Origin of the sequence: Pseudomonas izuensis, assembly GCF_002356535.2 — a bacterium.
Classification (GTDB): Bacteria; Pseudomonadota; Gammaproteobacteria; order Pseudomonadales; family Pseudomonadaceae; genus Aquipseudomonas; species Aquipseudomonas izuensis.
In genome coordinates this window covers 3,195,622-3,214,401 of the sequence record NZ_AP017423.2, presented here as the reverse complement: position 1 = coordinate 3,214,401, position 18,780 = coordinate 3,195,622, and the positions used below count along the sequence as shown (strand labels likewise).

Here is an 18,780-nt window from a genome sequence, read left to right as displayed (position 1 = left end):
TTTTTGTTTTTATGAGTGACCGCCGAGTTAGCGGAAGTCGGGTCTTGCCGGGAGGAACGTTGCCCTCCCGGTCCAGCGACTCAGTCGTTGAGCGACACGGGCTCCAGGCCGAAAAGCATCGGTGGCAATTGCTGCCCCAACAGATAAGCCCCGAGCATGCCCGCCGTGTCATCGGCATTCTGGGTAATGTGGTTGGATGCGGCGATGACGTCGCGCAGGATTCGCTGCAGTGGATTGCTCAGATAAATGCCACGGGCCGAAGTGGCCTTGAACAGCAACATCACTGCCTCTTCGCAGTCGCGGCCGACACGGGCGATGTCGAGCATGTAATGCACGCGGTCAGAGACCGGCACCAGCTCGCGCCTCTCGACGTATTCGCTGCTCTCGGCAAGCATTTGCAGCAGTCGCGCACGGGCAGAACGCACCCGGACCACCGCATTTCCCAGGCGATCCTTGACGTACGGGCTCAGTGCCGCGCCCGCACCGTCCGTGGTGTTGGTGCGCACACTCATTTGGCGCACGTACTCATCGATCCCACCCTGGGCGATGCCCACGATCAGCGCCGAGACGGCGCCGAAGAAGATCTGGTTGAACGGATACAGGTAGTTCGCCGGACGCTCGCTATAGGTGTATTGAATCAGGCTGTGGGCGCGGTGATGCGGAACGAACGCATGCTTGATCACCAGGCTCTTGCTACCGGTACCGGCCAGGCCGAAGGTGTGCCAGTCGTCTTCGATGACCCATGCGGAGCTGGGCACCAGCATCGACATGCGATCAATCACCTGACCGCTGGCATCACGCCGCAGGCCGCCGAGGAACGCCCATTGGCCGTGATCGCAACCGCTGGAGGTCTTCCAGGTGCCGCTGATGTTGAAACCGCCTTCGACTTCTTCAACCTTGCCGAACGGCGGGTAGGACGAGGCGGTGATCACCGCGTTGTCTTCGCCCCAGGCATCCAGGCAGGCCTGCTCTGGCAAGGAGCCGTATTCCCACTGGTGGATGCCCAGGATCATCATGTTCCAGGCGCTGCTGCCGCAGCCACGACCCAGCTCCATCAGGACTTTGTAGAACACCGCGGGATTCATCTCCCAGCCACCATATTGGCTGGGTTGGAGGATCTTGAAGAAACCGGCGTCAACGAACGCCGCGATGGTCTCTCTGGACACCATGCGGTTGTGTTCCACCGACTCGGCTTTTTCCATCAGCATCGGGATCAACCCGCGAGCGCGCTCAAGCAATTGCGCTTCACTCGGAATCGCCTGGGCATCCACAGCCTCGGTTGGCATGACGAAGTTATTCATGGTCTGTGATCTCTTGTTTATTGTTGTGTGTGCATGTCGCGAGTTGTCAGGATTTACTTGAGAGCGGCGAACTTGCTGTTGAAGTACACCAAGGGGCCGTCCTGTTCTTGCAGCGCCCGAACACCCACCACTTCACCGATGAACATGTCGTGGGTGCTGGCCGGTATCACTTGCTCCAACCGGCACTCGAAACTCACCAGTGCGTCTTCGAGCAACGGCACGCCGGTAACCCCCGACTCCCAGCAGCCTTCGGCAAAACGCGCCTCGCCGCTGACCCCCTCGACCATCCCGGCAAAGCGCTTGGCTATGAGTTCCTGGTCATGGGCCAGCACGTTGATGCTGAAAGCACCGGCACGCTGAATCACTTCATGAGCACGAACATTACGGTTCACGCAGATCAGCAGGCGCGGTGGGTCGGCGGTGATCGAACACACCGCCGTGGCCGTCAGCCCGGCTCTTTCGCTGTCAGTGCCGCTGGCGATCACCACACAGGCACCGGCCAGGTGGCGCATGCCTTTACAGAAATCAGCGGTTGCAACCGTTGGCGCAATCACTGTTGGCGTACTGCTCGATTGAATGGCGTTTAACATCTGGAAAACCTCACTGTGTCGCAGGCGCGGATGGCCCTCATGCGGATCAGAGAACGACGTTGCGTTTGTGACCCCAGTCGCTCATTTTGTTGAACGCCTTCACTTCCCAGTGCTCATCGTCAATGACGACGCCCCCCCAACCCATTTCAAAGTTGAAACCCGAAGGGGTCTGGGCGTAGAAGGAAAAGGTCTTGTCATTTGGGTGATGACCGAGCTCGAGAATGATTGGAATGCCCGCCTTGACGCAGCGGTCGTAGGCCATCCCGACGTCGTCCATGTTCTGTACCTGGACCATGAAATGGTTAAGCACCTTGGGGCTCGGCGCCTGCGCGGTGGCGATGGAATGGTGGCGACCCGTTGCGGTATGGAAAAAAGTGGCATCCACCACCATGCCCGGCTGCACTTCCTCACGGATGTAATCGCTGACTCGCAGTTTCAGGACATCCTTATAAAAACTCACCGTTTCCGGCCCGTTCTTGGCGAACGGCAAGAGGTGGCCGATGCCCAGGTCGCCGGTGACAAATGGGCCTTTGAGCACTTTCGAACGAAACACGTCATTGAGACCGGCTTCGCTGTGGCCGAAGAAAAACTCGTGAGTAAAACCGTTCGGGTCCTGACAGCTGTAGGCTTTCTCGACCTTGCGCCGTTGCAACACATCCCTGGAAAGCACTTCGACCGGCACGCCTTTTTCACGCAATTCGCCGATGTAACTCTCAAGCTCCTGCTCGCTGCGAAACTGCCAGCCAGCCACCAGAATGTCGTCGATCGGATTTTTTTCGAGGAAGAAACGCTGGGCGTATTCATCCATGCGCAATGTCAGCCCGTGCTCGTCCCGCGTGGCCACTTGCATGCCGATAATCTCGGTGGCTAGCCACTGCCATCTATCAAGGTCACTTACACCGAATCCTGCGTAGGCCAACGAGTGAATTTCTGCCACTTGCCTGCACCTCATCTTGTTTTTGTTGTTCTGCTCTTTTTTGGGAAAGCCCTGGAAGAGCAGCTGTTAAAAGGACAAGAGCAAGCGCTGTGCCAGCATTTTGAAGTGTGCGACGCAAAATTTTTATTACCTAATAATCAGATAGTTACGAAATGCCGTTGACGAACTTTGCGCCTTAATCGGTGTTTTCATGCAGGCAGGAAAATTTCAGAAAATTCGAAGATTCCGAATTTCATTCAAGGATTTTCGCGAATACCGGGTCGGAAAAAAAATATTGCTCGATTGCACAGAATGGATAGCGCAGTTATCGCGCCTTATGTTTCAGTGCGATCGCTTGCCAGAGCGCTGATGATGTTTGCGGCAGGTGACTGGCATCGGTTTTGCCTTCAATAAGTAAAAAAACATAGGCTCATTTGATGACGACGCTCCCTATCGATGATGAAACGCGTTCGCGGCAGTCGCGCAATCGCAACGGCATTAACATCATCACCGACCTGCGCTTCCCGGACATGCAGGACTTGGTTGACCGGCTGTACTTCAACCCCAAGGAGGGACTGATCTGGCTGGGTGATAAACGCATGATGCTGATGCATGTCGAGGCGTTTGGGGCTTTGCGTCAGGAGCTCCTGGAAAGCAACGGCGTGGAGTTCACCCGCGGTTTGTTGACCCGTGTCGGATACATGACAGGCCAACGCGATGCAGACCTGGCCATCAAGGCCCGTGGCACCGGTAACGAACTGGACATTGCCGCGGCCGGAGGGCAATTGCACGCCTTGTCCGGCATCGTCGAAGTCGCACCGGTGTGCATCGAGTTCGACCATGCTAAAGGCTTCAAATATGGCGAGTTCACTTGGAAGCGCTCTGTCGAAAGTGACGTGCATATTGCTGCCAACGGCGTCAGCACCGACCCTATTTGCTGGATGGAAGTGGGCTACAGTTCAGGCTTCATGAGCCGCCTGATGGGCCGTCGACTGCTGGCCAGGGAGACCCAATGCCAAGGCTGCGGACATGATTTGTGCCGGGTCATCGTCAAGCCAGTCGAGGACTGGGACAATATCGAGGAAGACCTCAAGTACTTTCAGCCACGGGTCACCGACCATCGCCGTGCACAGCCGGTAAAGCCTGTGAAAAACACCCCCGTCAAGGCAGCCCCATCGCCTTTTGGACTGGAAGAGAGCCAGCCGTTGGTGACCGAACTCGGTCGTCCGGTGGGCAGTTCCGCCGCTTACCACATCACCATGCATAAAATCCTGCGGGTGGCAGGCACCAACGCCACCGTCCTGTTGCTGGGTGAAAGCGGCGTTGGCAAAACCATGTTTGCCCACGAATTACACTCCAACAGCCTGCGGGCAAACACGCCATTCATTGAAATCAACTGTGCGGCGATCCCCGAGCAACTGATCGAGTCAGAACTGTTCGGCGTGCAGCGCGGTGCCTATTCGGGCGCGACTGACCCGCGTCCCGGGCGATTTGAAATTGCCCATGGAGGAACAATCTTCCTCGACGAAATCGCCACCTTGAGCATGACCGCCCAAGGCAAACTGCTGCGCGTTCTGCAAAGCGGTGACCTGGAAAGACTAGGCAGCAACAAAACCATCAAGGTCGATGTGCGGGTCATCGCCGCGACCAACGAAGACCTCGCCATGGCAGTCAAGGCCGGACGCTTTCGCAGTGACTTGTTCTATCGGCTAAACGTGTTTCCGATCACCATCGCACCCTTGCGCGAGCGCAAGGACGACTTGCCATTGTTGCTTGATACGGTCATGCACAAATTGTGCGCGCTGCACGGCCGCCACTTGGCGGGTGTCACGCCCAGAGCCCTGCAAGTCATTCTGGATTACCACTGGCCAGGCAATATTCGCGAGTTCGAAAATGTCATCGAGCGCGCCATCATTCTCTCGGACGAAGGCGACATGCTTGATATCCGCCACCTCTCAGGGCTGGACGCCCTGGGTGGACAGCTTGAGCGCATAGGCACCGTCAGTTGGGACAGTGCCCCGGCAATCGGTATTCGTATGCCTCACGTTGAAACCCCGAGCGTAGGCCTGGCTCAACAGGACAATGCAAGCCATGAACAACTGCTCGCGGTCGCGCAACGTGCGCTGCAACGCGGGCCGGTGCGCCTCAGTCAAATCGAGGAGGTGTATATCGAAGTGGCGATGCAACAAAGCGAAAATAACATCTCGCGTGCGGCCACGTTATTGGGGCTTAGCCGTGCGCAACTTGATTATCGACTGAAAAAAATGTCTTCGGACAACTCCAGCGTGACCCCGTGAAAGGCATTGCACCGATCACAAGGTAGACCTTGAACATCAAGTCAGGCCGGGGTCCGCGATGCGCGCGGACCCCGGTGAGTTTTCTTGATCAGTCAAACGCGATGGATGAGTGAATGCTGGTGCAAAAACGCGCGATGCTGGCCATGGAGTTTTCATGCTCTTGTGCCGACGGCGATGCACAACAGTCCTCCAGTACCAGCACGTCGTAATCACGATCATGGGCGTCTCGTACCGTAGCCTGGACGACCGCTTGAGTACTGACCCCGCTGCAGTAGATGCGCTCGATACCTTCACGACGCAATAGCACTTCAAGCGAGGTGCCATAGAACGGCGAAACCCGGTGTTTAACGATGTTCCATTCGTTAGTCAGCGGTGCCAGATCATCATGCACGGCGCCACCCCAGGCGTCTTTCTTCAAGATGCCATTCCTGGCGATCGGGCCAAATACCTGCGAGTCGGGATTGGCTTCACGATGGTCATCCGAGAACGCTACCCGCACATAAGCCACCGGGATGCCTTTACCGCGTGCTTTGGCAATGGCCGCGGCTGTATGGGCGATCACTTCACGGTTGCGTACTTGCTCGCCCAGCGGGCCTTTACCACTGGCACCGTCGGGGTGAACCAGATCGTTTTGCATGTCCAACACCAGATAAATACTTTTCATTGTGTGTTTCCCTTGGCTTGAATCAGTCGCACCACAGTGCGCCATTGATATCGAGGATTTCCCCGCTGATAAATCCGGCTTTGTCCGACAGCATGAAGCTGACGGCCGCCGCCACTTCGTCCGCTCGTCCCATGCGTCCCAGGGGGATCAGAGCCCGCAAATTTTCGGGAAAGGAGCTGGTCATTTCGGTGGCAATCGGGCCCGGCGCCACCGCGTTCACCCGCACGCCGGCACTCGCCAGCTCCTTGGCCAGGAACAGGGTCATGCTATGTACCGCCGCTTTCGACATGCCGTAGGCGACGCCGCCGGCCCGCGTCTGTTCGTTGGCATCCAGCCATGGACGGGCATTGCCACCGTTCTTGCCGACCACCGAACCGATGTTGACGATGCTGCCCTGCTTGCGCTCGGCCATGAGTTGGCCGATCAATTGACAAGGAACCAACGTGCCCTGCACGTTGACCCGCATCACCCGTTCAAGCTCGCTGACTTTAAGTTCCAGCGCACTGCCGGTGGACAAGACTCCCGCGACATTGACCAGCGCAGTGATAGGGCCCGTATGATCCTCGATGTCCTCGACTACATCGCGCACAGCGATGCGTGACGCCACGTCGCAGGAATAAAAGCGCGTGTTCTGACCGAGCACACTCGGCTCAACCAGATCCAGTGCCGCTACCTGCCAGCCTTCACTTTCCAGCAGCTTGCATACGGCACTGCCAATCGCGCCACCGGCGCCAGTCACTACCGCGACGTTCATTGCACACCCCGCTGCTGCGCTGCGGCCTGACCGGCAAGACGGCCGAACACCAGCCCCTTGAGCACGGAAGTGCCGCCCGCGTAGTTGCCAAAGTACAAGCCAACGGTTTCACCGGCTGCGTAAAGGTTGCCGATCGGCTGACCCTCTGCGTTGATCACCTGCGCTCGCTCATCGACCTTGAGGCCACCGAAAGTGAAGACGTTGGCAGAGATGATCGGGTAGGCGAAATACGGTCCCGCATCCAATGGCAGGGCCCAGTTGCTTTTGGGTGGTTCAAGGCCGACCGTGGCCACGCCATCGAGCCGCAAGGGTTGGTAATCGCCAGGACGGCAGGCAGCGTTGTAGCGGCTCACGGTGTCTTGCAAAGTGTTCGCGCTGATACCCAACTTGTCGGCCAACTCAACCAGGCTTGCGCCTTCTATCGCGGCCTGATCAGTGCGGATCGCCAGGCGATAATTGGGAACGTCCTTGACCTTCTGATCGAGGATCACCCAGGCAATGCCTTCATCCTGTTGGTAAATCTGCCGCGTCACGCGCTCGTACCAGGCATCGACCGTTCCCGGTGCTTCATCAGTGAAACGTCGCCCCTGCTTGTTGACCAGGACGCCGTAAGGGAAGACAAAGATCGACGGCTCGGAAATACCCGAGCGCGGATCCACCGGCTCGGCGTGATAGCTGCCATATTCACCGCTAGGCGCCGCCCCCATGTCCAGTGCCATCTGAATGCCTTCGCCGCGGTTGTAATAGGCCCCCTTGCACACCGGGCGCAGGTACACCGATCGGGGTCCGAGGTAGCGACCCAGCATTTCGGTGTTTCCTTCAAAACCACCACTGGCCAATACCACCGCACCGTAAAAAACCAGATCGCCATGCTGGCGTGACAGCGCCCGGATGCCAGTGACCGTGGCGAAGCCTTTGGTCAACAACTGGCGCCCGGAGGTTTCGTAGAAAAACTCCGCACCCAGAGCCTCAGCCTTTGCCGCCAGGGCTTCGACAATGGCTTCACCACCGCCCACCGGCAATAGCCGCGGCTGAGTGCTGGTCAAAAACTGAGTGGGCAGGAAGTCAAACTTCACGCCGTTACCCTTCAACCACTCGATGGTGCCCGGCACTTGCTCTGCAAAGGTACTGATCACCGATGCATCGACCGAACCCAACGCGCGAGTCTGCGCCGACCAGTCGTCACGACCGGCGAGGGTTTCAGCGACGAAATCAGGGTCCTGGTAATACCCGGAATGCTCGGCCAGGAAGGTGTCGAAATCGTCGGTCACCTCCGTATGGCTCTTCATCCGCAGGTAGGCCTCGGTAAAGCGGCTCTGCCCACCACGCTCTTCCCGGCTGGCCCGTTCGAGAACCGCCACGCGTAACCCACGCTCGGCGCCCGCCACCGCTGCCGACAAACCGGCAACGCCGCAGCCCACCACAATCAGATCGAAATTCAACTCAGCCATAGGTAGTTCCTCACTTGGTGGCTGGTACTATAGAAATCGCTGCCCCAGGGTTCGAGCGTGACGCGGCTAATGGGCTATTAGAAAAAGGTGAAAACCGATGGACAGACTCTGGGCAATGCAGGTGTTCGTACGCGTGGTGGAATGCGGCAGTTTCAGCCGCGCCGCCGAGTCGCTGGATATCGCCAATGCCACCGTGACCTCCAGTGTGCGTAACCTGGAGAATTATCTGGGAGTGACTTTGTTGTCGCGCAACACCCGCTCGCTGCGCCTGACCGATGACGGCGAAGGATACTTCGAGCAGTGCAATCAGGTACTGCAGCAAATTTCCGACATGGAGGCTCAGGTCAGGCAAAAAAAAGGCGAGATCAGCGGACAGTTGTGCATCGAGTCACCGGCCGCTTTCGCCCGTGCCCTTCTATGCCCGGCGTTACCGGCCTTTACCGCGCAGCACCCCGGATTATCCGTGGCCTTGCGCCAGACCGACCACGCCGAAGACCTCATCGCCACGGGCACCGACGTGGCCATTCGCATCGACTCGGTCAATGACGCCGACCTGGTTGCCCGACCGCTCTATCAGGCGCACTACGTGGCCTGCGCCGCACCCGGCCTGCTCAAGCGCATCGGCACGCCACACCAACCGCAGGCGCTGTTGCCACAGCATTGCCTGGGCATTTTTGGTGCTGGTCGCTACACCGTGTCGGACTGGACGTTTGCCTGCGAGGGCGAACATCACCAACTGACCCCACGGGGCGAACTGCACTTCAACAGCACCGACGCATTGATCCAGGCCGCCTTGGCCGAGCAAGGCGTCATTTACGTGCTCGACGTGTTCGTCAACGGGCTGATCCGCAGCGGCGAACTGGTGGAATTGTTCCCCGACTGGAGCACCGGCAGCCGCAACTTCTACACCGTGACCCCCAAGGCTCGCTTTGTTGCGCCGCGTACCCGAGCCTTTATCGAATTCATTCTGGCCACCCTGGACGCTCAGCGCCGCCCCCCCTCAGGCGCCAGCATCGCTGTTCGGCAAGGGCGCCGCGGGCTGATCTGACGCACAGGTGACGACGATAAAAAATGCCAGCCCACTGGGTGGCTGGCATTTTTTGTTCGACCCTTGCAGTTGACTCTATTCGGGCAGCGACTGACGCAGACCGTCCAGCAACGCCGGTAGCAAGGTCTCCCAAGGGGCGACGATGCCCAGGCTGGCGACCTTGAAAATGTCCGCCTCGGGATCTTGGTTTACGGCCACGATGCAGCTGTCGAGGCTGACTCCGGCCAGATGCTGCAACGTGCCGGAGATACCCACCGCCAGATAGATCTGCGGGCTGACAAACTTGCCCGACACGCCGACCTGCCGCAGCACCGGCACCATGCCCGCATCCACGGCCGGCAAACTGCCGCCCAGGGTTCCGCCCAGGCTCAGCGCCAACTCCTCAAGCAAGGCAAAGCCTTGTTCATTGACCCCACGCCCACCGGACACCACCAGCTTGGCGCCCTCCAGAGGCGGCAGGCGTTGGCCGCTTTCGCGTTTATCCAGAGTCAACGCCTTGGGCAGGCTGCCATGCAGTTCGAGGTTGAAATGATCCGCCGAGGCCTCGGCCTTGAGTTGCGGCCGGCCAGCTCGCAGACACGCAAACGCCGGTCCGCTGGCAGCCCGTAGAGCAAGACGCATGCGCCCCCCCCAGGCCGCGCGCTCGGCCAGCACCGCGTCATCCTCAAGCCTCAGTGCGACACAACGGCCCAGCGCTTGCCCATCCAGATAGTCGGCCAATAATGCCGCCAGTTCCTCGCCCTGAGGACCGGGCGGCAGCAGCACCAATGGCACTTCACTGCCCAGACGGGGAACCGCCCGCAGCGCTTCGGCCACCGCGGCCACCAGAACCTGGGGCTCGTCGCATTCGCCCAATGTCGCGTGCAGGGCCTGATAAACCAACTGAGCCCCTGCCCTTGCCGCCAGCTGAGCGTGCGCGGCACTCGGCTGGCTACTGACCAGCACAACAGCAAAAGCCTCCCCGGCACTGACCTGCTGCGCCGCACCGAGTGCCGCTTCCAGTGCCTCTCCCCCCCAGGCTTGAGGAATAACCGCTAGCAGTCTGCTCATGAATTGACCCCTTGTTCTTTTAGCCAACCGATCAGCGCCTTGGCCTGATCGGTAACGTCGCCGCTCAGTAGCCGGCACTGCCCGCCTCGCGCAATCAGAGGGGCGGTCTCCAGCTGCGACAACGACAGCCCTGCGCGCGTCGGCGCCGATGCCGTGACCTGGGTGAAGGTCATCCGCTTGGCCTGCATGACATTTTTCAACAACGGGTGACGCAGCTTGTTGCGTCGATCATTGGTCACACTCGCCAACAACGGCTGATCGACCTTTAGCCACTCTTCGCAGGTACCACGATCGCGCATCAGCCACAGCTGCGCGCCTTGCCATTGGCCAAACTGGGCCATTGCCAGTTGCGGCCGACCCAGTCGACGCGCGAGCAATACGGCGATACTACCTTCGTCCAGATCACCCAATTCACGCCCCAGCAGTACCAGATCATGCGCAAGGTAATCGCGCTTGATCACCCCGGCGATCTGCGTTGCAGTCTGTCGGGCATCCCACGGCTGGCAGGGTTGAAGCTGCAGGCACCGCAGCGAATCAGGGCAGAACGCCGCGACACTGCGCAACAGGTTTTCACTGTTGCAGCCGTCGAGCAGCAACACGTCGATCTGTGTTTCAGTTCGGGCATCGCGCAGTTTAAGCGCCACCTCCAACGCGGCCTCGTCGAATGGGCTCAGCAGGCGCCGGGGTGATCCTTGCTCCTGGATCAACGCCTCGCTACTCAAACTGATGGGGTGTAACGGGAGCCGGATATCTGCCACACCCGCCAGCAGGACCAGAATTTTCATGTTCAGCCCTCACTCGCATTGCCCAGGCTGGCACCGGCCAGATGCCCGAAAACCGCCGCCTTACCCAGGGCCGAACCGGTCATGTAGGCAGCGCCGTGGAAGCCGCCGATCATCTCGCCCGCCGCCAGCAGCCCGGTGATCGGTTCGCCGAAAACATCGAGCACACGCAAGTCCATATCGACGATCACACCGCAGTAGGTGCCGAAAACCGCCGCCGTCGATGGGTAGGCATAAAAGGGTGGACGCTCGATGGTGCGCAATTGACCGTGATGATGAACCAGATGCCGACGACCGAACGCTGGCGTTTGCCCTTGGCGCACGGCATCGTTGTAGGCGGAGACTTCGGCCAGCAACACGTCCTCGGGCACCTCGATCAGGCGCGCCAGCTGTTGCAGTGTCTGCGACTCGACGAACAGCCCCTCTTCGAGGCGCCGGGTGAAGTCCAGGATACGTACCTGGTTGTCACCGCTGAGCATGATGTCCTGATCCAGTATCTGATAGCCCACACCGTAGCTCTGTTGCATCACCGCATCGCCGAGCAACTTGTAGGACTGTGATTCGTCGACAAATCGCCGACCGTCCTGGTTCACCGCGATAGCGCCCTTGTAAACCGCCAGGCAAGCGTGGTGGTTGTGCTCGTCCATGGGGTGTTTGCCGAACGTGCCCTTGATGTACGGGAGGTCGCGCACATCCGCCCCCAGGGCCCAAGCCATGCGCAGGCCGTCGCCTTCATTGCCTTCACCACCAATAAACACCGCATTGTCGTATTGCGGGACAAAGCGGTGAATCAACGCGCGGTCCTGGACAAATCCGCCGCTGGCCAGCAGCACCGCTTTACGGGCCATGACCTCGACCGTTTCGCCGTTGCGTTCGACGCTCGCCCCCAACACCCGGCCACCGTCCTCGCGCAACAGACGGCGGGCACGGCTGTGGAGCCAGACCTCGACCTGTTGCGTTGCCAGCGCGGCCAATTGCAGTTGGCGCACCATGTCGGCAGGGTCAACGTTGTGCACCCGTGGCACCGACTGCCCGGAGGCGGCCTCGATGACATCGGTAAAAACCACGCCGTTGTCCTTGAGCCACTGATAGGTCTGCAGTTGGTGATCGGTGTACAGCTTGACCAGTGCCTCGTCGCATTCGCCCTTGCCCACATCGACCAGGTCGTCGAACAGCAATTGCGACGAATCTTCAATACCGTGCGCACGTTGCAGGTCCGTTCCGGCGAACGCCAGGCAACCACCGCTCATGGCTGATGAACCACCGGTTTGCGCGGTTTTTTCCAGCACTATCACCTGCAAGCCCGCTTGGGCAGCTGCCAGAGCCGCGCTAAAACCCGCCAGCCCGCCACCGATCACCAGCAGGTCACATTCATAACGATTCATACCTGATCTCCTGCTTGTATAAACGAGCCCAAGCCATAGAACTCGAAGATCTCCCGAACCCGCTCAGGTTCTGGTTGCGCCGAAAAATACCCACGATTGCAAGTGCGTGTGCCGTTGGCGCGACGCAAGTCCACCATGCTTTCCGCCTGCTTGACCCATGCACCGAGCGAGTCGAGCACTGGCACACCGTCTACCTCGTTAATCCCGTGGGTGGCGAGCAGTACGTTTAGCGGGGCCTCACCGGGAATGATCACCTCAGCGCCTTTGGCGATCAGGCCGCGTGCGGCGCTACGAAAACGTTCGATCAGTTCAGCGGGATCGGTGAAGCCGGCCAGCACATCGGCAAAGCGAAACCCGACATGGCGCACCTCCGTCAACCGCCCAGCCAGCCCATGGCGTGCGGCGTTCTCAGTAACCTGCTCAGCCAACTCGTCAATGAACACCAGAACCCCGAACGTCCGCCCGAGCATGCACGCGGTCAGCATCGCGGATTCGCCATAGCCCACCACCGGAATATCCAGCAGGCTACGCGTCTCCTTGAGAGCCGGCTCTGGCAAGGTACTGATGGCGTAGGCATCGAAACCCTGACGCTGGGCATTGATGCCGGCCGCCATGAACTGCAGGCCATGCAGGTACTGCAAGGCCGAATACTTGATGTCGTCTCCCGGATAATGACTAAGGTAGGTACCGGGGCGCATACCATGCATATGGACCTCGGTGTCCGGCCGGGCCACCTTGCGAAAATGCGCACGCAAGGCTTCGTCGTACGCACCCAGGTCGCTCAGTACAGTGAAGCTTTGATGCCAGATACGAATGCTCATGTATGTCCTCATTCAAAAGCCAGGCACCGAGAGCGCCAACCTTGCGGCCAGCTCACCAAGCAACCATGGCGAATATGCAATGAGGGATTATCGGCAGAGCGTCGCAACGGAGAGTAGGCGCTGACGTTGAAGGGGCTTTTCAGAAAAACTGCAATATCAGCGAGCGGCCATGCTCAATTCCAGTAATTAACGATACGCCAGGTTCAAATCGGCCGGGTGTTGATGACGAGAGGGTTGAAGCTCCCTGCCCCACGGCAAACAAAGACTCAATCCTCAACCTGCGACAAAGGCCTGGCCACCTGCTCCAACCCTCGACGCTCCGCCGCCACGCCCCAAACTGCCTGCACCACCGCCGCCACGCACATCAGTGCAGCACCTGTCAGATAACCGATCAACAGACTGCTGCGCTGCTGGGTCTGGATGAGTTGGCCGAACAGCGTCGGCCCGATGATGCCGCCCAGGCCGGTGCCAAACGCGTAAAACACGGCGATGGCCAAGGCGCGGATTTCCAGGGGGAAGGTTTCTGACACGGTCAGATAGGCCGAGCTGGCCGCGGCCGAAGCGAAAAAGAAGATCACCATCCACGCCGCGGCTTGCTGGGTGACGTCCAGCCAGTGCTGCTGGAAGGCATAGCCCGTGAGTGCCAGCAATATTCCGGACGTGGCGTAGGTGAGGCTGATCATCACCCTTCGGCCGATCACGTCAAACAGGCGTCCCAACAGCAGCGGCCCGCAAAAATTACCCAGTGCCAGGGGTAATACGTACCAACCGACATGCTCGGCGGGCACCTGGTAAAAATCGGTGAGCACCAGCGCGTAGGTGAAGAAGATTGCGTTGTAAAAAAAGGCTTGCGCGGTCAACAGGGTCAGCCCCACCAGCGCCCTGCGCCTGAATCTGATGAACAGGGTATGGAAGACCTCCGCCAGCGGCGTATGGTCCCGCGCGTGCAGGCGCAGCGGTTGCCCGGTCACGGCCGGCAGTTCATGGCCTTGCTCACGCAGACGCGCTTCGATGCTTTCGACGATGCGTCGCGCCTCATCGTGCTGACCATGGATCAGCAGCCAGCGCGGGCTTTCCGGCAGCCACAAACGCATGACCAGGATCAACAGTCCCAGCACTGCACCGATACCGAAGCACAGGCGCCAGCCCAGGTCGCCGCCAACCACGTGCGGGTCCAGCAGAACAATGGCCCCGCCGGCGCCAAGCGCTGCGCCTATCCAGAATGTGCCATTGATGGTCAGGTCGACCCAGCCGCGATAGCGAACCGGGGTGAATTCCTGGATGGTCGAATTGATCGCCGTGTATTCGCCGCCGATGCCCATGCCCGTGAGGAAACGCAACAGCAGGAAGCTTTCGAGGTTGAAGGAGAACGCCGTGGCCGCCGTGGCGCCCACATACAGCCATAACGTCATGAAAAACAGCTTGCGCCGCCCCAGACGATCGGTCAGCCAGCCGAACACCAACGCACCGAGCACGGCGCCGGCGATGTAGATGCCGCCGGCCAGGCCTATATCGACATTGCTCATGTGCAGGTCGGGGCTGTTTTTCAGCGCGCCGGACACCGAGCCGGCCAGGGTCACTTCCAGGCCGTCGAGCAACCAGGTGATGCCCAGCGCGCATACCAGCAAGGTATGAAAACGGCCCCACGGCAAGCGATCCAGGCGTGCTGGAAGGTGGGTTTCGAATATCGTGCCGGGCTCGCGGCCATGCAGCTGTAGATGGGTCATTGCTACATCATTGTCATGCAGTGCCTTGTGAGTTAGGAGTCATCCCCTGGGGCGTGAGTTCAAAATGGGTGGCTGACCTGAGTGCAGGATTCAGCCTTCGGGTGGTGACTGCTGAAGGGAAAAAAAGAGCAGCGTCCCGTCAATGGTTTTTTGGGTAGGAGCTACTCTTTAGGGCGCACTGTCAGGATGCAGGCTTTCCGAGAATCGAGGATCTGGATGAATTCAAGAACAAAACATGCATTGGGTTTGGCAGTCTTGTTGCCAGCCGCGCTGGCCCAGGCCGATGACGGCGGCATCAGTTTCTGGCTACCGGGCCAGTTCGGGGCATTGGCCGCGGCGCCTACCGAACCCGGCTGGAGCATGCCGCTGGTTTACTATCATGTCAGCGCCAAGGACGACGCCAACAAAGGCGTTCCACGCGGTGGCCGGACCACCTTCGGCCTTGATGCCACAGCAGACCTGTTGTTCGCCTTCCCTACCTACACCTTTGCCGAACCGCTGCTCGGCGCCCAGGCCGCCATTGCGGTGGGTGCTGCGGTAGCGCGTGACGAAGCCAGTGTCGATGTCACGCTGACCGGGCCTCGGGGCCGGGCCTTTTCCGGCGGAACGGAAGACACTTTGAAGGGGGCCAGCGACCTGCTTTATATGGGCACGTTGAAATGGAACCATGGGGTTCACAATTTCATGGCCTACACGATGGGCAATGTTCCGGTCGGCGCCTACGACCCTGATCGCCTGGTCAATATCGGCCTGGGGCATGCGTCCCTGGATGCGGGAGGTGGCTACACCTATTTCGACAAGAAAAACGAGTTCTCCGCCGTCGCGGGCATGACCTACAACTGGGAAAACACCGACACCGACTATCAGAACGGTATCGACGCTCACCTGGATTTGAGTGCATCGCACTTCATCACCGACCAGACCCACCTTGGCCTGGTCGGCTACGTCTACCATCAGGTCACGGGCGATAGCGGAAGCGGCGCTACCTTTGGCGACTTCAAATCCAGGGTCAATGGCATCGGCCCCCAGATCGGGCATTTCTTCAAGGTGGGTAAAGATCTCTGGTACGCCAACCTCAAGGGTTACGACGAGTTTGACGCAAAGAATCGACCAGAGGGCTGGAACGTCTGGCTTACCGTGGTCGTTCCTCTGTCTGAATAGTTCACCTACGACCGCCAGAGGCCGGCAAGGTCCCGGGCTCCGAGCGCGTCCATGACCTGGGCGGTGTGCGCGCCACGGGTGGGGATCGCGCCGGGGGTGATCCGTTGGCCGTCGAAACGCGGTGCCGGGCTGGCTTGCAGCATGCCATCGCGTTCGAAATACACGCCCCGCTCCACCATGTGCCGGTGCTCGGAGGCTTCACGCGGGCTCAATACCGGGGCAAAGCACACGTCGGTGCCTTCCAGCAGATCACACCAGTGTTCGCGCGGCTGGCTGGCAAATAGATCGGCCAACAGGTCTCGCAGTTCGTCCCAGCGCTCCATGTCCCACTGTTTGGCGAATCGTGGATCATCCTGCAAGCCGAGCTTGTGCATGAGCAATGCATAGAACTGCGGTTCCATCGAACCGAGGGCCACGTACTGATCGTCGGCGCAACGATAGGTGGCATAGAAATGCGAGCCATCGTGAACGCTTTTGCCACGCGCCTCCTGCAGCAAACCCCGGCGGGACAGAGACATCATCAGCTGCATCATGTGCGCCGAGCCGTCGACGATGGCCGCATCGACCACGGTGCCTTTACCCGTCTGCCGTGCGCTGAGGATACCGGCCAGCAAACCGATGGCCAGGTACAGCGCCCCGCCACCGACGTCACCGATCAGGGTGATCGGCGACGACGGGGCCTCCCCGGCTGTGCCGCTGTGATAGAGGGCGCCGGACAAGGCAATGTAGTTATTGTCATGGCCGGCAGCACAGGCCATTGGACCGTCCTGCCCCCATCCCGTCATGCGCCCGTAGACCAGCCGCGGATTGCGCGCCTGGCATTCCAGCGGGCCGAGCCCCAGTCGCTCCATGACACCAGGACGCATGCCCTCGATGACAGCGTCGGCGCTTTCGAGGAGTTTCAACACCGCTTCACGCCCTTCAGGGCTCTTCAGGTCGGCCACCACCGAACGCTTGCCACGGTTCAACGGGTTGTCCGGGGCATTGGCTTGGCCGGTGATCGACACGGACTCTGCGCGCTCGACGGCAATGACATCCGCGCCCAGATCGGCCAGGTGCATGGCACAGAATGGGCCTGGGCCGATTCCGCAGATTTCTACGATTCTGATACCTGACAGCATGTGTCTTCCTCAATGAGTCCTGGCCTGACAACAGGCATTCATCGCCCCTGCCGTGACTTGCAGGTAGGCGAACCATGAGGAGCACGCTAACAAAGACCCTTGCTAAAACCCGCCACCCGCCGTGGGTGGCGGGGTCAAGGTCCGGTTCGGGGGATCAGACGTGAGCAGGTGGCAAGGTTGCCAATGCATGCTCGATGAACATCAGCAACTGCGTGCGCAGCAGCTTCAGGTCAATGCCCGCAGGATCCAGCAGAAACTGCAGCATCATCCCGCGCAACGTGCCCAGGATCAGCAGGGCACTGGCCATCGGATCGACCTGTGCGCGGATCTCGCCCGTGTCGATGCCTTCGCGAATGTATCCGGCCAGGTGTTCCATGACCGAGTGGTTGTATTCAGCGAGGATCTGCACGGTTTCCGAGTCCTGGGTCACGGCTTCCGACATCAGTGCCAGCAGCGCGCGGGTATTGACCCAATCGCCATCAGGACGCGACAGGTAAGTACTGACGAAGCCCTTGAGTGCATCCAGCCCTGGCCGCCATTGCGGCGACCGGGCTTCGACCAACGCCATGAACGTGGCATTGACGAAACCCGCCAGGGCGCGCAGCAGTCCGGCCTTGTTACCGAAATGATGGGTAGCCAGGCCGCGGCTGTAGCCGGCCTCCTCGCCTACCTCTGACAACGTCATGCCCACCCAGCCCTTGCGTGCGACGATTTGCCGGGCAGCGATCAGCAGGCGTTGTTCTGCCTCGGCGCGGCGCTCGATCTGGGTCCGACGCGCCGTCGGCTGGGTGGGTTTTTCAACGGGTTCCATCGGGCAATTCCTTACTGACCTGAAAAAACGGGGGCGCGGCGTTCGGCCATGGCACGGGTGCCTTCGGCAAAATCGGCGCTGACAATCTGCCACTCCTGCTCGGACGCTTCGCGGTCAATGATCTGGTCAACCGCATCCGCCAGGCCCATGCGCAGGGTTTCACGGCTGGACATGACCGCCCTTGGTGCCGAAGCGGCAATTTCCTCGGCCAGCTCGCGGGCCATTTGGCGCTCCTGACCCGGCTCTGCAAGCACATCGGCCAAGCCGATCCGCACCGCTTCACAGCCATCGATCCGCCGCCCGGTGGCAATCAACAGCGCCGCCATTTGCGGGCCGACCAGGCGCGGCATGGTAACCGAAATCCCAAAGCCCTGATGAATGCCCAAGCGATTGAAATTGGCGCAGAAACGGGCCTTTGCGCTGGTCACCCGGAAATCCGCGACCAGCGCCAGACCCAGTCCGCCGCCGATTGCCGCGCCCTCTACCACGCAGATCATGGGCTTGCGTGTGCGAAACAGGCGCACGGCGGACTTGTACACCCGGCGTGGGAATTGCGGGTCGCACTGCTCGGCCCCGGAAAAGTCCGCCCCCGCGCAAAACACCTTGCCTTCAGCCTGCAGGATGACCACCCGGCACTGGGGCTGCTCATCGAGGTGTTGCAGGGCATCGGCCAGGTCATTGATCAGTTCGGCATCAAAAAAATTATAGGGCGGACGACTGAAACTCAGGGTCGCGACGTGGCCGTCGAGGTCCAGTGACAGGCCGCGGCCGGGGATGAATGAAGTAGTTGTCGACATGAAAGCTCCATCAAGGGGGGACGATTTTCCGGGTGGCGGGTGGCTTGATCGCTGCCAGGGTTGCTGCTAGCTTATTTACTTGTTGTCCGTTCAGCAAGTTAGAA

17 protein-coding genes are annotated in these 18,780 nt (G+C 60.0%); 3 read left to right on the top strand and 14 right to left on the bottom strand.

The annotated features are described in order from the left end of the window. Nucleotides 1-80 precede the first annotated feature (80 nt). The 3 genes from LAB08_RS14380 to LAB08_RS14370 are packed head-to-tail and all read right to left on the bottom strand — an operon-like array spanning nucleotide 81 to nucleotide 2,828. Nucleotides 81-1,301, bottom strand: a complete 1,221-nt coding sequence (locus LAB08_RS14380; RefSeq protein WP_096511562.1) for an acyl-CoA dehydrogenase family protein — start codon at nucleotides 1,299-1,301, stop codon at nucleotides 81-83. 53 nt (nucleotides 1,302-1,354) lie between these two features. Further along, nucleotides 1,355-1,891, bottom strand: coding sequence for a flavin reductase family protein (locus tag LAB08_RS14375; protein ID WP_096511563.1), 537 nt, complete (start codon nucleotides 1,889-1,891; stop codon nucleotides 1,355-1,357). Between the two features lie 46 nt (nucleotides 1,892-1,937). After that, nucleotides 1,938-2,828 carry a VOC family protein gene (locus LAB08_RS14370; RefSeq protein WP_096511564.1) on the bottom strand — a complete coding sequence of 297 codons (891 nt, stop codon included), beginning with the start codon at nucleotides 2,826-2,828 and terminating at the stop codon, nucleotides 1,938-1,940. A 416-nt stretch (nucleotides 2,829-3,244) separates the two neighbouring features. Between LAB08_RS14370 and LAB08_RS14365 the strand changes: the two genes are divergently transcribed. Then, nucleotides 3,245-5,104 carry a sigma-54-dependent Fis family transcriptional regulator gene (locus LAB08_RS14365; protein WP_096511565.1) on the top strand — a complete coding sequence of 620 codons (1,860 nt, stop codon included), beginning with the start codon at nucleotides 3,245-3,247 and terminating at the stop codon, nucleotides 5,102-5,104. An 88-nt stretch (nucleotides 5,105-5,192) separates the two neighbouring features. On the opposite strand, the gene LAB08_RS14360 is transcribed toward LAB08_RS14365, so the two are convergent. From LAB08_RS14360 to LAB08_RS14350, 3 genes are read right to left on the bottom strand one after another with little or no spacing between them, the layout of a single operon-like run. Further along, a complete protein-coding gene (locus tag LAB08_RS14360; protein ID WP_096511566.1) occupies nucleotides 5,193-5,768 on the bottom strand; it encodes a cysteine hydrolase family protein in 576 nt (191 codons plus the stop codon). A 22-nt stretch (nucleotides 5,769-5,790) separates the two neighbouring features. Then, nucleotides 5,791-6,522: an SDR family NAD(P)-dependent oxidoreductase gene (locus LAB08_RS14355; RefSeq protein ID WP_096511567.1), complete on the bottom strand. Its 732-nt coding sequence runs from the start codon at nucleotides 6,520-6,522 to the stop codon at nucleotides 5,791-5,793. Then, nucleotides 6,519-7,973, bottom strand: coding sequence for an FAD-dependent oxidoreductase (locus tag LAB08_RS14350; RefSeq protein ID WP_096511568.1), 1,455 nt, complete (start codon nucleotides 7,971-7,973; stop codon nucleotides 6,519-6,521). The genes LAB08_RS14355 and LAB08_RS14350 overlap by 4 nt, the downstream gene beginning before the upstream one ends. A 97-nt stretch (nucleotides 7,974-8,070) precedes the next feature. Here LAB08_RS14350 and LAB08_RS14345 point away from each other — a divergent pair, with 97 nt between their 5' ends. After that, nucleotides 8,071-9,021, top strand: a complete 951-nt coding sequence (locus tag LAB08_RS14345) for a LysR family transcriptional regulator (RefSeq protein WP_096511569.1) — start codon at nucleotides 8,071-8,073, stop codon at nucleotides 9,019-9,021. A 75-nt stretch (nucleotides 9,022-9,096) separates the two neighbouring features. Here the strand turns inward: LAB08_RS14345 and LAB08_RS14340 are convergent, their stop codons facing one another. The 5 genes from LAB08_RS14340 to LAB08_RS14320 form a co-directional block, all read right to left on the bottom strand. Continuing rightward, nucleotides 9,097-10,071 (bottom strand): electron transfer flavoprotein subunit alpha/FixB family protein, encoded by a 975-nt coding sequence (locus tag LAB08_RS14340; RefSeq protein ID WP_096511570.1) that lies wholly within the window; start codon nucleotides 10,069-10,071, stop codon nucleotides 9,097-9,099. Then, nucleotides 10,068-10,856, bottom strand: a complete 789-nt coding sequence (locus LAB08_RS14335) for an electron transfer flavoprotein subunit beta/FixA family protein (protein WP_096511571.1) — start codon at nucleotides 10,854-10,856, stop codon at nucleotides 10,068-10,070. The genes LAB08_RS14340 and LAB08_RS14335 overlap by 4 nt, the downstream gene beginning before the upstream one ends. Before the next feature lie 2 nt (nucleotides 10,857-10,858). Continuing rightward, nucleotides 10,859-12,238, bottom strand: a complete 1,380-nt coding sequence (locus LAB08_RS14330) for an FAD-dependent oxidoreductase (RefSeq protein ID WP_096511572.1) — start codon at nucleotides 12,236-12,238, stop codon at nucleotides 10,859-10,861. Next, entirely contained in the window at nucleotides 12,235-13,059 is an 825-nt protein-coding gene (locus tag LAB08_RS14325; protein WP_096511573.1) for an aspartate/glutamate racemase family protein, read from the bottom strand. The genes LAB08_RS14330 and LAB08_RS14325 overlap by 4 nt, the downstream gene beginning before the upstream one ends. A 266-nt stretch (nucleotides 13,060-13,325) precedes the next feature. Further along, the gene (locus LAB08_RS14320) at nucleotides 13,326-14,786 is read right to left on the bottom strand and encodes an MFS transporter (RefSeq protein WP_096511574.1); all 1,461 of its coding nucleotides are present in this window, start codon (nucleotides 14,784-14,786) and stop codon (nucleotides 13,326-13,328) included. Between the two features lie 216 nt (nucleotides 14,787-15,002). Here LAB08_RS14320 and LAB08_RS14315 point away from each other — a divergent pair, with 216 nt between their 5' ends. Then, nucleotides 15,003-15,947 carry a SphA family protein gene (locus tag LAB08_RS14315; RefSeq protein ID WP_096511575.1) on the top strand — a complete coding sequence of 315 codons (945 nt, stop codon included), beginning with the start codon at nucleotides 15,003-15,005 and terminating at the stop codon, nucleotides 15,945-15,947. Nucleotides 15,948-15,952: 5 nt separating this feature from the next. Here the strand turns inward: LAB08_RS14315 and LAB08_RS14310 are convergent, their stop codons facing one another. From LAB08_RS14310 to LAB08_RS14300, 3 genes are all read right to left on the bottom strand, one after another. Continuing rightward, nucleotides 15,953-17,068 (bottom strand): CaiB/BaiF CoA transferase family protein, encoded by a 1,116-nt coding sequence (locus LAB08_RS14310; protein ID WP_096511576.1) that lies wholly within the window; start codon nucleotides 17,066-17,068, stop codon nucleotides 15,953-15,955. Between the two features lie 154 nt (nucleotides 17,069-17,222). After that, nucleotides 17,223-17,879, bottom strand: a complete 657-nt coding sequence (locus LAB08_RS14305; protein WP_096511577.1) for a TetR/AcrR family transcriptional regulator — start codon at nucleotides 17,877-17,879, stop codon at nucleotides 17,223-17,225. An 11-nt stretch (nucleotides 17,880-17,890) separates the two neighbouring features. Continuing rightward, complete coding sequence (locus LAB08_RS14300; RefSeq protein WP_096511578.1) at nucleotides 17,891-18,676, bottom strand: enoyl-CoA hydratase/isomerase family protein; 786 nt, start codon at nucleotides 18,674-18,676, stop codon at nucleotides 17,891-17,893. Nucleotides 18,677-18,780: the final 104 nt, after the last annotated feature.